The organism is Ruegeria sp. AD5, from assembly GCF_056542345.1.
The window spans coordinates 169,032-180,860 of record NZ_JBQFZR010000003.1 but is presented as its reverse complement, the minus strand read 5'-3'; the positions used below and the strand labels follow the sequence as shown (position 1 = coordinate 180,860).

The following is an 11,829-nucleotide window of genomic DNA, read 5'->3' as shown; positions in this document are numbered from 1 at the left end:
CAGCGAGCCTATTTACGAAAGGTGAAGTCATGAACACGTTCAAATCCATCATCAGCGGAGTCGCGCTGTCTGTTGCGATCGCAAGCTCAGCAATGGCGGCTGGCGTCGAAATCAACGCAAGCTCGACCGGATTGGCAATGCAGGGCTATGACCCGGTTGCCTATTTCACCGTTGGCGAAGCAACCAAGGGTGATTACAAAATCACCACGCTGCACAACGACGCCCTGTACCGTTTTGCATCGGAAGAGAACAAAGCCGCTTTTGAGGCGAACCCAGAGGCCTATCTGCCTGCTTACGGCGGCTACTGCGCATTTGGCACCGCAATGGGCTTCAAGTTCGATGGTGACCCGAACTACTGGAAAATCGTCGACAACAAGCTGTATCTGAACCTGTCACAAGACATTCAGGAGCGTTGGGAAGGCGACATTCCGGGCTTTGTTGAGAAAGCCAGCGCGAACTGGGAAGACATCGCCGACAAAGACCCGGCTGAACTACAGCAATAATTCGCTGACAAGACCTTTGTGCATCGGCGGCAGATCGTATCTGCCGCCGATCTTCGTTTGAAGGCATCATGTTTCACCCTATCTAGCATATGAGAAAAGAGCCCAACCTGAGTGGGCCCACGCCGGGGCACCGGCCAGAATAAAGTTGTTCGGGACAGTCAAAACATCACTGATCCGGCCTAAGGGCCGGAACGTAGATTCAATCATAACGCTGCCATTAGATTTGATTGGCAGCAGGTTTCGAGCGAAAGGAATGAGACGATGACAGGAAGATTGGCACTGATCACCTCGGTCGCCGTATTGGCTGCGGGATCCGCCATGGCGCAATCCTCAGGCAACTGGACTGGATTCTACGGCGGTGCGCAGTTTGGTTATGCGGACATCGACACAAACGTATCAGGCGTCGACGGCGATGGTGCGATCGGCGGTATCATCCTTGGATATGATTACGATCTGGGCGATTGGGTCGTCGGAGGTGGCTTCGACTATGACTGGAGCGACGTAGACCTTTCCGGCGCCGCCACGGTCGAGAATGTCTGGCGACTCAAAGCGCGCGCGGGCTACAAGGTGAACCCGCAGGGCCTGCTTTATGGCACCGCCGGTTATGCCGATGCGGATACCGATAATCTGGGCAGTGACGATGGCTGGTTCATCGGCGCAGGCTATGAGCAGATCGTAGCCCCCAATATCAGCGTTGGAGGCGAGATTCTGTATCATGAGTTCGACGACTTCAACTCATCGGGCGTCGATGTTGACGCAACTACAGTTCAACTGCGTGTAGCATATCGGTTTTGATGAGAAAGTAGGGCCCGGCTATTTGCGCCGGGCCCGTGCCGCTAGGGCACCAAGACTGTGCTGCCGGTGGTTTGTCGTGCTTCCAAAGCACGATGCGCATCAGCAACTTGATCCAACGGAAACTCCTGATCGACATGGATCTTGACCTCGCGCCCGTCCACTTTGCCAAACAAGCGTCGCGCCATCGCCTGACAGGTGGCGTGATCTGAGATATGCGTGAACAAGGTTGGCCGCGTCACCTTCAGAGATCCCCGCTGCGCAAGCATTCCCAGATCGACAGGCGGCACTGGCCCCGAAGCGTTTCCGAATGAAATCATCATGCCCAAGGGTTTCAGGCAATCCAGCGATCCCTCAAACGTGTCCGCACCGATGGAGTCCATCACCACATCAACCCCTTTGCCTCCGGTGATCTCGGCCACACGCTCGACAAAATTCTCGGTCCGGTAGTTGATGCAATGTGACGCGCCATTGAATTGCGCCAGGCTGCATTTCTCATCCGTTCCCGCTGTCCCGATCAGTTTGATGCCTTCGGATTTCGCCCATTGGCAGGCGATCAGTCCCACGCCTCCGGCAGCCGCGTGGAACAACACGGTATCTCCGCGCCGCAGCGGCGTTGTGCGGTGAAACAGGTATTCAACCGTCATGCCCTTTAGCATCATGGCCGCTGCGGTGCGGAACGAGATACTCTCGGGCAGCGGACAAACCTGTGCTGCAGGCATCACGCGCGCTTCGGAATATGCTCCCGATGGGCCTGCGGCATAGGCCGCGCGTTGGCCGGGGGCAAGATGCGTAACGCCTTCGCCTACCGCCTCAACGACTCCGGCCGCTTCCATTCCCAACGCATGAGGCAACTCCAGCGGATAAAGGCCGGTACGCTGGTACACATCGATGAAATTCAATCCGCAGGCATGATGGCGAATGCGCACCTCACCCGGGCCGGGATCGCCAAGCGGGCGATCCTCAATCCGAAGAACCTCGGGGCCGCCGGATTCGTGTATGACGACTGTGCGTGCTGTCTGCTGCATGAATGCCTCCCTTGCCTGTGGAAACAAAGCTAACACGCCTGTGCGGCAGAGCAATCCTTCCGGCTCTGCAAGGGTGATCGGGCAAAATTTCGCAATATGTGCTATAATGCAACGAGACGTTGTAATTGGGCAGACGTTGCCGGCTGATCCGGTCACGCGAATTGCCACGCCGGATGCATCCCGCGGCGCACCCACGCCAGAAAAGGGGATGAACATGGACAAGACAATCGGTAACCCAATCACCTGGGTCGCCCGAAATCTGCGGGCAACCAGCGATCATGTCACTGAATCCGTGACCGAGATCGGCAGCGCGGATGTTCAGGCTCTGCCGACGGTGCATACGCTGACCCTGCAGGATCTGCGCGAATGCCTAAAAGCTGGATATAACGATTTTCTCGAAACCCGGGCCGATGCGATCTTTGTCGTTCTGATCTATCCAATCGCAGGTCTGCTGATGTTCGGTATTGGGCTCAACAAAGACATGGTGCCCCTGCTGGCCCCGCTTGTCATGGGCTTTGCCCTGATCGGGCCGGTCGCCGCCGTCGGGCTTTATGAGATTAGTCGCAAGAGGGAACAGGGCGGAGACGTTCATTGGCTGGACGCGTTCGGCGTATTCCGTTCGCCTTCCTTCGGAGCCATACTGGCATTGGGCTTCTATCTGGTCATGCTATTGATGATCTGGCTGATGGTCGCGCAAGGCATCTACGCGCAAACCCTAGGGCCAGAACCTCCGGCCTCGGCCATGGCATTCGTGATAGAAGTGTTCACCACAGGAGCAGGCTGGAGCATGATCATCATCGGCACCGCCACCGGTTTCCTGTTTGCACTGGTCGCATTGGCGCTAAGCGTGGTCAGCTTTCCGCTGTTGCTGGATCGCAAAGTGGGCGTTCCCGTGGCCGTCGTAACCTCGGTCCGGGTCTTGCGTCAGAACCCGGGTGTGATCTTGACCTGGGGGGCCATTGTGGCCGCGATGTTGGTACTGGGCGCGATCCCGATGTTGCTGGGGCTGATCGTCGTCATGCCCGTTCTAGGCCACGCCACATGGCACCTGTATCGCCGGGCGGTCGCCTGACTACATGGCAGCAGCTTAACCAGAGACCTTCAGAACGATCTTGCCAATGTGGCCCGATGCTTCCATCCGCGCATGTGCAGCGGCGGCATCAGAAAGATCGAATTCTGAATCCATCACCGGTGCGACCTTCCCGGCCTCAAGCAATGGCCACACGGCTTCACGCAAGTCTTGCGCGATGCGCGCCTTGGCCAAATCGCTTTGTGGGCGCAAGGTGCTGCCAGTCAGGGTGAGGCGTTTCACCATCATCAGCGCAAAGTTCAGTTCGACCACCGGACCTTGCAGGAAAGCGATCTGAACCAGCCGCCCGTCTTCCGCCAAAGCCTTGATGTTGCGCGGGATATAATCACCTCCGACCATGTCCAGGATCAGGTTCGCCCCACCTTCGGCACGCATCGCGGCCACGAAGTCTTCGTCACGATAGTTGATCGCCTTTTCGGCACCTAGCTTGATACAAGCCTCACATTTCTCAGCCGACCCGGCGGTTGCAAAGACGCGGGCGCCAAACGCATTGGCCAACTGAATGGCCGTCGTGCCGATCCCGCTGGAACCGCCATGGACTAGAAACCGCTCCCCTGGTTTCAAGCCGCCACGGGTGAAGACATTGGACCAAACAGTAAAAAAGGTTTCGGGCAGGCAGGCAGCTTCTTTCAAACCCATACCCGCAGGCACAGGCAGGCAATGAGCGGCGGGCGTTGCGACATATCCAGCATAACCGCCGCCGGGCAACAGAGCGCAAACCCGATCGCCAACGACCAGACCTTCGACACCCGAGCCGATGGCGACGACCTCTCCTGACGCTTCCAGCCCCGGCAAATCGCTTGCACCGGGAGGTGGATCATACGCCCCTGCCCGCTGCAGCGCATCAGGACGGTTCACCCCGGCGTACGCGACTTTCAGAACCACTTGACCCTCTGCCGGTTCCGGCATCGGGCGTTCCGTCAGTTGCAGAACATCCGGGCCACCAGCTTCAGTGATCTCGACAGCGCGCATTGTCTGGGTCATGGGCATATCTCCTTTGCCCAATGCCTAGCAGGCGAAAACGCAGAGGCCCAGCGGCAAGTGGAAACGCTGCGACTATTTTCCCGATGACAGCGAACCGGGCAGGTTGTTGGGCAACTTCGTCGGAGCCTTCACCTGACCCGCAAGCCAGTTGGGGACGGCCAGAAACGGTTTCAGCAGCGGGTTGCCATTCACCTGCGCCTTGAACTTTTCAAACTGCATTACGCCCTCGATCCGCCGATCCAGGAATTCCCATGTCGCCTGATAATCCGGGCTGTCATCACCCAGCCAATACAACAGTGTCGAAGAATAGACGCCCGACAGAGTGGCACGTTTGGTGTACCAGTTCACGTCGTCCGAAGTATCGCCAAGCGCTATCCAGATCTGGTCACAGGTGCCCCAGACCGCCTTGGCCCCATCCGCGGCATGGATCGGCAACGCGAACAAAGTCATACCTCGGCGCACTGCTTCTTTGTCTTCGACCGCCTGCAGGCGGAAACGGACGGCGGCGGCGATCTTTTCACGGAATTTCAGCCCGCTCAGGTCTTCGGATTTCAACCGCTCCAACATCGCGGCATCCCCGCGCGCATGAAAGGACAGTGCCAGATCGACGGCACCACGCGGACAGATCGCTCGGGCCAGCGCGGGCTCCAGATCGCAATCGCTGATGGCCGCACGAAAGCTGGTTTCCGACCAGCCGTCGAACGGCACATGGTTCAGAATCGCATCAAGAAGCTGCTCTTTGGTGTCTTCATAGGTTGCTGTCATGTCGGGTCTCCGAGGCTGCGGGTCCAGTACTAGACAAGTTAGGCGTGCTTTGCTATACGGCCACTTCCTGCAATTTCCTTGCAACTCTATCTAGAAAGGTGGTGACAACCACATGCAGGTTAGTGTTCGCGACAATAACGTCGATCAGGCGCTTCGTGCCCTGAAGAAAAAGCTGCAGCGCGAAGGCGTGTTCCGTGAAATGAAGCTGAAGCAACATTTCGAGAAACCGTCCGAGAAAAAAGCGCGCGAGAAAGCTGAAGCGATCCGCCGTGCCCGTAAACTGGCACGTAAGAAAGCACAGCGCGAAGGTTTGCTCTAAGAGCTTCCTGCGACTCGTCCAGCTTTGGATGACACTATTTGACGACCCCCGAGGCCCTGCCCGGGGGTTTGTCGTTTTTAGGGCGGATGATCCCGCCAATTCCCGGCTTTACCCTAGCGGCAACCTGCCGGTTTTAATGCAATCGCCGCAGTCGGCATTTTACAGCGCAGCGAATCGCCGTTCGGTTGCATTCTGCCGCCGAAAAACGCCCATCGCCGTACCCGCCCTATTCAGCGTTCTTTGATCGTCTGTAAGTGAGGCCGTCCACTCAGACATAACCAAAAACGGAGGCACTGATGTCGACAGCAAGTACGGTCGAGCGCGAAATGCTCGCGCTGATCAACCAAGAGCGCACATCCCGCGGTCTTGATCCCCTGGAACTTGAACGCAACCTGAACGAATCTTCCGAGGACCACAGCAGCTGGATGCTGGACACCGACCGGTTCAACCACACCGGTCAGGGTGGTTCATCCGCGACCCAACGGATGCAAGCCGCAGGGTTCGACCTGTCCGGGAGCTGGCGCACCGGAGAAAACATCGCCTGGCAATCCGAGCGTGGCGCACCCGGTATCAGCGATGATGTCGCCCAGTTGCACCAGAACCTGATGAATAGCCCCGGTCACCGCGCCAACATTCTGAACCCCGATTTCAAATATATCGGCATCGGGATCGAAGAAGGCGACATGCAGGGGTACGACGCTGTCATGGTGACGCAGAACTTTGCGGCGACTCAGGGCGATGTCGATCTTGATAACGGCGGCACCACCCCGCCGGTGACGCCTCCGGTTGAAGAAGTTGTTGAGCCAGAGGAGGAAGAGGTTACCACCCCGACCGAACCAGAAGTGCCGGAAACCGATGTGACCGAGACTGAGGAACCAGTTGACGAAACACCGGTAGCGGAAGTTCCCGATGCCGAAGAACCGGCAGAGGAGACCCCGGAGGAAGACGTCACCGAAACCGAAGAACCATCGGACGAAACACCCGACACCGATGTGACGGAAACCGAGCAACCGGCAGACGAAACGCCAGAAACTGACGTTACCGAGACCGAGGACCCGGTTGAGGAGACTCCGGAAACAGACGTGACCGAAACTGAAGAGCCGGAAACGCCTGATACCGATGTGACTGAAGTTGAAGACCCGGAACCCGATGTGCCGGATACCGACGTTGTCGAGGTCGAGGAACCCGAAACTCCGGAGACCGACGTCACCGAGGTCGAAGAACCCGAGCCAGAAACACCTGAAGTTGTCGTTGACAATGGTGCACCGGGCGCGGACTGCTTTGACGTTCAGGCCTTCCTTGCCGGGATCGAAGCGTTTGTTAATGCGCTGCAAGCCCAATTTGACCAGTTCGAATGGTCTCCGGTGCAGCAGGCTGACACGACCCCGGAGATGGATGATTTCGATCTGGTGTTCGACACCGACCTCGCTGACGACATGATCGAAACCGTCGAAGCCACAGTCGAAGACATGAATGACGACATGTGCGGCGTGTTTGTTTTCGAAACGAACTGCGGATTTGATTGGGGTTAATCAAACCGTTCAGGTGCGGGGATCCTTTTCCCGCACCACTTTCCTGCCAAATCAATATATCTTAGGCACGTGTAGCTCATCCGGCAAAATGCGCCGTTCGTATTCGGGGTTATAGCGCCGATCCGGCAGATTGACCTTTTCCTGCGGCACATCCTCATAGGGGATCTTGGTCAGCAGGTGCTCGATACAATTGAGCCGTTCGCGTTTCTTGTCGTTGCCTTCAACAATATACCAAGGCGCCTCGGATATGTTGGTGCGAAAGAACATATCCTCTTTGGCCTTGGTGTATGCCTCCCACCGGATGCGGGATTCCAGATCCATCGGTGACAGTTTCCACTGCTTCATCGGATCGTGAATACGCATCAGGAATCGCAATTGCTGTTCTTCGTCTGTAATCGAGAACCAGTATTTCAGCAGGATAATCCCCGACCGCACCAGCATCCGTTCGAATTCGGGAACGTCCTGAAAGAACTGTTCGACCTGATCCTCGTTGGCAAATCCCATCACGCGTTCAACACCAGCGCGGTTGTACCAGGACCGATCGAAGAACACGATCTCACCGGCCGCAGGCAAATGGGGCACGTAGCGCTGAAAATACCACTGGCTTTGTTCGCGTCGGCTGGGTGCAGGCAAGGCGACCACACGCGCTACACGAGGGTTCAAGCGCTGCGTGATCCGCTTGATCACGCCCCCTTTCCCGGCACTGTCGCGCCCTTCAAATAGAATACAGACCTTGGCCCCTGTATGGACCACCCAATCCTGAACTTTGATAAGTTCAGCCTGCAGCCGCAAAAGGTTACGAAAATAGACCTTGCGATCCAGCATGTCAGGATGCTGGTCCTTGTAAATCTTGCGCACTTCCATCGAAAGCATGGGTTCGCTGAATTCGATCTCGAAATCTTCGTCCAGCGTGTCTTCCAGTTCAGCTTCCAGCCAATCTTTCGGCGTGCTGTTGTTTTCGTAAGCCAAGGTCTGCTCCTTATCGTTCATCGGGTTCGGACCGTACACGGCCAGTGTAACCACGGAGTGTCAGCGCAAAGTGCCGAGGTCGTATATAAGGTCGGAAACATGGATTTTGGCCCGACCGCACGACAGATACAAGCGGCAGAATTGACGCAAGGCTAACCCCAATAGTTGGTTTCAGACAGGCAAGGCCGTGGTTTTGAACACCGTGCGCAAAGCAAATGAGCTTTGCATCTGCGCCACCCCAGGCAAGCGCGACAGGTATTGCCGATGGATGCGAGCAAAATCCTCGGTATTTTCTGCGACGACCTTTAGAATGTAGTCCGCCGTGCCCGCCATCAAATGGCATTCCAGCACATCCGGAATCCGTGCTACGGCTTTTTCAAACGCCTCCAGCACTTCTTCCGCCTGACCCTGCAACGTGATCTCGACAAACACAGTGGTTGGAACGTTCAACTTCCGTGCATCCAACAGGGCGACGTAGTCCTTGATATAACCCTCAGCCTCAAGTCGCTGCACGCGCCGGTGGCAGGCCGAAGGGGATAGATTCGCCTGTTCGGACAATTCCGAATTTGACATCCGCCCTTTACGCTGCAGGGCAGCCAGAATCTTCCTATCTGTTGCGTCAATCGTCATTTGCGCACATCCATTGCGTCAAGTTGTCTATATGCTGAATATTTTCCCGCATATTGTGTGTTTAGCAAGTGGGGTTTCACAAAAATTGCGCCAATTTATGCCCATAATTTAGGCAGTTTATGAATGGAGTCTCACATGAAAATCGGCTGCCCCAAGGAAATCAAACCTCAGGAATTCCGCGTCGGGATGACCCCGAACGCTGCTGGCGAAGCTGTGGCCCGCGGTCACGAAGTCATTATCGAAACCGGTGCCGGGATGGGCTCGGGCTTTGATAACGACGCTTATGTAGCGGCAGGTGCCCGCATCGTCGACACTGCAGAAGAAGTGTTCGCCACGGCTGATATGATCGTCAAGGTCAAGGAACCTCAGGCGGTCGAGCGTAAAATGCTGCGCGAAGGTCAGTTGCTGTTCACCTATCTGCACCTGGCACCCGATCCAGACCAGACCCACGATCTGCTGGAATCCGGCTGCACCGCGATTGCCTATGAGACCGTGACTGACTCCAATGGCGGCCTGCCGCTGCTGGCGCCGATGTCCGAGGTTGCCGGTCGCTTGGCTCCGCAAGTTGGATCCTGGACTCTGCAGAAGGCCAACGGTGGCCGCGGCGTTCTGATGGGTGGTGTTCCGGGTGTAGGCCCTGCCAAAGTGATCGTCATCGGCGGAGGCGTCGTAGGCACCCACGCAGCGAAGATTGCCGCAGGCATGGGTGCGGATGTGACCGTACTGGACCGTTCGCTGCCGCGTCTCCGCTATCTGGACGATGTGTTCGGCGGAACCTTCAAGAACCAGTATTCAACCGCTGGTGCGACAGCCGAGCTGATCCAGGATGCCGACCTGGTCATCGGTGCGGTCCTGATCCCGGGCGCAGCTGCTCCCAAACTGATCTCGCGCGAACAGCTGTCGACCATGAAGCCCGGCGCGGCTCTGGTAGACGTTGCGATCGATCAGGGCGGCTGTTTTGAAACCTCGAAAGCCACCACCCACGCCGATCCGGTTTACGAAGTTGACGGCATCATGCACTACTGCGTCGCCAACATGCCCGGTGCGGTTGCCCGGACTTCGACCATCGCACTGGGCAACGCAACCATGCCGTTTATGTTGTCGCTGGCAAGCAAGGGCTGGAAGCAGGCCTGTAAGGACGACGCACACTTGCTGGCAGGTTTGAACGTCCACGCCGGCAAGCTGACTTACGAAGCGGTGGGCACCGCCCTCAACATCGACTCTGTCGATCCAACAACTCTGTTGAACTAAGAGCGCTCCCGCCTCTGAAAGCGTCCTTTTCCAAAGGACGCTTTACAGACTTGGGCCCAGCGCCGCGCCAATAGCGCGGCGCTGTTGTTTTCTGGACCAAGGGTCGCACAAAAAAGCACCGCGCCTTAGCGCGGTGCCCGGCCCAACCGGAAGTGGGCATTTCAATGCCCGATCGCCGGGCGGGAGGCTTACGCTTCTTTGTGAATCTCCACAGAATGCGGATACGGGATGGATACGCCTTTGGCGTCAAACGCTTCTTTGATCGCTTTGGTAAGTTCGAACTTCACATCCCAATAGTCAGCCGCTGCGCACCACAGGCGCGCGGTCAGATCAACCGAACTATCCCCAAGGTTTGTCACGCGCACCCAGGGCTCAGGATCAGCCATGATACGATCGTCAGCTTTGGCCACATCCAGGATGATGTTCATAGCCTCATCCGCGCTATCGCCGTAGTCGATGCCAAACACCAGATCGACCCGGCGGGTGTCATGGGCGGAATAGTTGGTGATCACCGAACCCCAAGCCTGACCGTTTGGCACGATGATCTGCACGTTGTCCGGCGTCACCAGCTCGGTCGTGAACAGGTTCAGGTCTTTCACAGTACCCGCTGTGCCACCAATATCGACATATTGGCCCAGCTTATAGGGCCGGAACACCACCAGCATCACGCCCGCGGCCAGATCGCTTAGTGTTCCCTGCAGCGCCAAACCGATGGCCAGGGATGCGGCACCCAGAATGGCCACGATGCTGGTCGCCTCGATTCCGAAAATGCCCAGAACGGCGACAAAGACAATCGCCAGCAGCACCCATTTCACGAGGCTCGCAACGAAATTCCCCAAAGTCGGGTCGATATGTGGCGTGGCGTTGATCCGCCGCCGCACCAGACCGCTAATGGCTCCGGCAACGATCCAACCCAATACCAGAACGATCAACGCTTTGATCGCGCTCATGATCAGCGGACCAAATGCGCCCACCTGTGTTACGACATCTTCCACACGCTTCTCCTTTGCGCCAACAGCAAACCCGCGCCTTTTGGCGCGGGATCGCTGAAAAGTCTGGGCTAATTTTGCGCGCAGGTCTAGGTGCGGGATTTCCGAGTTTTCCCCCCTGCTGTTCCCCAGCAAACATCGACTGACCGATCACGCACAGAATTGGACCTTACAAAAGCGCCACAAATTACCAGATTGACCGAGACAGGCGCGATAAAAGGAGCCCATCATGCTGGACACAATCCAATTCCCGATCATGAATAAATGGTCCCCACAGTTCCCCGAGCGGATTCAGCTTTATTCCTTCCCCACACCCAACGGGGTAAAGGCGTCGATCATGCTGGAAGAAACCGGCCTGCCTTATGAGGCACATCGTGTCACACTGGCCGATGCAGATGTCAAAAGCCCGGAATTTCTTTCGCTGAACCCGAACAACAAGATCCCGGCGATCATTGATCCCAACGGGCCTGACGATGCTCCGTTCGCTTTGTTCGAAAGCGGTGCAATCCTTCTGTACCTCGCTGAAAAGAGCGGTAAGCTGCTGGGTCAGAACAAAGGCGACAAGCACCGGGTCACCCAATGGGTTATGTTTCAGATGGGCGGTATCGGACCAATGTTTGGCCAGCTTGGGTATTTCCACAAATTCGCAGGGGCTGAAATCGAAGACCCCCGCCCGCGCGAACGCTACGTGTCCGAGGCCAAACGCCTGCTGAACGTTCTCGACCGGCAACTGGACGGCCAAGATTGGATCGCCGGAGAATTCTCGATCGCCGATATCGCAATCGCGCCCTGGCTGCGCGGTTTAGATTATTACGGCGTCAAGGATGTCATAGGCTGGGAAAGCTATGGCAACGTTACGCGCTATCTGGACAGGTTCCTGGATCGACCCGCAGTGCAAAGAGGACTGAACATCCCCTCACGGGATTGATACACAAGGCCTGTGCGGCGGGATCCAAATCCGCCGCCACGGGCCATCG

Annotated in this window: 13 protein-coding genes; 7 read left to right on the top strand and 6 right to left on the bottom strand. The window is 57.0% G+C overall.

The features are described 5' to 3' along the window. Positions 1 to 29 precede the first annotated feature (29 nt). Positions 30 to 503, top strand: a complete 474-nt coding sequence (locus ACR0JG_RS17245) for a YHS domain-containing (seleno)protein (protein ID WP_170395661.1) — start codon at positions 30 to 32, stop codon at positions 501 to 503. A 261-nt stretch (positions 504 to 764) separates the two neighbouring features. Beyond that, complete coding sequence (locus tag ACR0JG_RS17240; RefSeq protein ID WP_170395659.1) at positions 765 to 1,298, top strand: porin family protein; 534 nt, start codon at positions 765 to 767, stop codon at positions 1,296 to 1,298. 41 nt (positions 1,299 to 1,339) lie between these two features. Here the strand turns inward: ACR0JG_RS17240 and ACR0JG_RS17235 are convergent, their stop codons facing one another. After that, the gene (locus ACR0JG_RS17235) at positions 1,340 to 2,323 is read right to left on the bottom strand and encodes a quinone oxidoreductase family protein (RefSeq protein WP_170423639.1); all 984 of its coding nucleotides are present in this window, start codon (positions 2,321 to 2,323) and stop codon (positions 1,340 to 1,342) included. A gap of 214 nt (positions 2,324 to 2,537) precedes the next feature. On the opposite strand from ACR0JG_RS17235, the gene ACR0JG_RS17230 reads away from it, so the two are divergent. Further along, positions 2,538 to 3,395 carry a DUF2189 domain-containing protein gene (locus ACR0JG_RS17230; RefSeq protein WP_170818570.1) on the top strand — a complete coding sequence of 286 codons (858 nt, stop codon included), beginning with the start codon at positions 2,538 to 2,540 and terminating at the stop codon, positions 3,393 to 3,395. Positions 3,396 to 3,410: 15 nt separating this feature from the next. Here ACR0JG_RS17230 and ACR0JG_RS17225 read toward each other — a convergent pair whose 3' ends face one another. Next, a complete protein-coding gene (locus tag ACR0JG_RS17225) occupies positions 3,411 to 4,397 on the bottom strand; it encodes an NAD(P)H-quinone oxidoreductase (protein WP_480571413.1) in 987 nt (328 codons plus the stop codon). A 72-nt stretch (positions 4,398 to 4,469) separates the two neighbouring features. Next, positions 4,470 to 5,162, bottom strand: a complete 693-nt coding sequence (locus tag ACR0JG_RS17220) for a COQ9 family protein (protein ID WP_480571410.1) — start codon at positions 5,160 to 5,162, stop codon at positions 4,470 to 4,472. A 112-nt stretch (positions 5,163 to 5,274) separates the two neighbouring features. Between ACR0JG_RS17220 and rpsU the strand changes: the two genes are divergently transcribed. Next, positions 5,275 to 5,481, top strand: a complete 207-nt coding sequence (gene rpsU, locus ACR0JG_RS17215) for a 30S ribosomal protein S21 (protein ID WP_005614280.1) — start codon at positions 5,275 to 5,277, stop codon at positions 5,479 to 5,481. Between the two features lie 296 nt (positions 5,482 to 5,777). After that, positions 5,778 to 7,013, top strand: coding sequence for a CAP domain-containing protein (locus ACR0JG_RS17210; RefSeq protein WP_480571407.1), 1,236 nt, complete (start codon positions 5,778 to 5,780; stop codon positions 7,011 to 7,013). Between the two features lie 51 nt (positions 7,014 to 7,064). Here the strand turns inward: ACR0JG_RS17210 and ppk2 are convergent, their stop codons facing one another. Next, the gene (ppk2, locus tag ACR0JG_RS17205) at positions 7,065 to 8,003 is read right to left on the bottom strand and encodes a polyphosphate kinase 2 (RefSeq protein ID WP_170395648.1); all 939 of its coding nucleotides are present in this window, start codon (positions 8,001 to 8,003) and stop codon (positions 7,065 to 7,067) included. 150 nt (positions 8,004 to 8,153) lie between these two features. Further along, positions 8,154 to 8,612: an Lrp/AsnC family transcriptional regulator gene (locus tag ACR0JG_RS17200; protein WP_170395646.1), complete on the bottom strand. Its 459-nt coding sequence runs from the start codon at positions 8,610 to 8,612 to the stop codon at positions 8,154 to 8,156. 135 nt (positions 8,613 to 8,747) lie between these two features. On the opposite strand from ACR0JG_RS17200, the gene ald reads away from it, so the two are divergent. After that, positions 8,748 to 9,863, top strand: coding sequence for an alanine dehydrogenase (gene ald / locus ACR0JG_RS17195; protein WP_170597235.1), 1,116 nt, complete (start codon positions 8,748 to 8,750; stop codon positions 9,861 to 9,863). A 188-nt stretch (positions 9,864 to 10,051) separates the two neighbouring features. Here the strand turns inward: ald and ACR0JG_RS17190 are convergent, their stop codons facing one another. After that, a complete protein-coding gene (locus ACR0JG_RS17190; RefSeq protein WP_170423629.1) occupies positions 10,052 to 10,858 on the bottom strand; it encodes a mechanosensitive ion channel family protein in 807 nt (268 codons plus the stop codon). Positions 10,859 to 11,081: 223 nt separating this feature from the next. Between ACR0JG_RS17190 and ACR0JG_RS17185 the strand changes: the two genes are divergently transcribed. Next, complete coding sequence (locus ACR0JG_RS17185) at positions 11,082 to 11,780, top strand: glutathione S-transferase N-terminal domain-containing protein (protein ID WP_170597234.1); 699 nt, start codon at positions 11,082 to 11,084, stop codon at positions 11,778 to 11,780. Positions 11,781 to 11,829: the final 49 nt, after the last annotated feature.

Coding starts and splice junctions, on each gene's coding strand:
- ACR0JG_RS17210 (WP_480571407.1), top strand. CDS start 5,778: ATGTCGACAGCAAGTACGGTCGAGCGCGAAATGCTCGCGCTGATCAAC.
- ppk2 (WP_170395648.1), bottom strand. CDS start 8,003: ATGAACGATAAGGAGCAGACCTTGGCTTACGAAAACAACAGCACGCCG.
- ACR0JG_RS17185 (WP_170597234.1), top strand. CDS start 11,082: ATGCTGGACACAATCCAATTCCCGATCATGAATAAATGGTCCCCACAG.
- ACR0JG_RS17220 (WP_480571410.1), bottom strand. CDS start 5,162: ATGACAGCAACCTATGAAGACACCAAAGAGCAGCTTCTTGATGCGATT.
- ACR0JG_RS17230 (WP_170818570.1), top strand. CDS start 2,538: ATGGACAAGACAATCGGTAACCCAATCACCTGGGTCGCCCGAAATCTG.
- ACR0JG_RS17240 (WP_170395659.1), top strand. CDS start 765: ATGACAGGAAGATTGGCACTGATCACCTCGGTCGCCGTATTGGCTGCG.
- rpsU (WP_005614280.1), top strand. CDS start 5,275: ATGCAGGTTAGTGTTCGCGACAATAACGTCGATCAGGCGCTTCGTGCC.
- ald (WP_170597235.1), top strand. CDS start 8,748: ATGAAAATCGGCTGCCCCAAGGAAATCAAACCTCAGGAATTCCGCGTC.
- ACR0JG_RS17200 (WP_170395646.1), bottom strand. CDS start 8,612: ATGACGATTGACGCAACAGATAGGAAGATTCTGGCTGCCCTGCAGCGT.
- ACR0JG_RS17225 (WP_480571413.1), bottom strand. CDS start 4,397: ATGACCCAGACAATGCGCGCTGTCGAGATCACTGAAGCTGGTGGCCCG.
- ACR0JG_RS17245 (WP_170395661.1), top strand. CDS start 30: ATGAACACGTTCAAATCCATCATCAGCGGAGTCGCGCTGTCTGTTGCG.
- ACR0JG_RS17235 (WP_170423639.1), bottom strand. CDS start 2,323: ATGCAGCAGACAGCACGCACAGTCGTCATACACGAATCCGGCGGCCCC.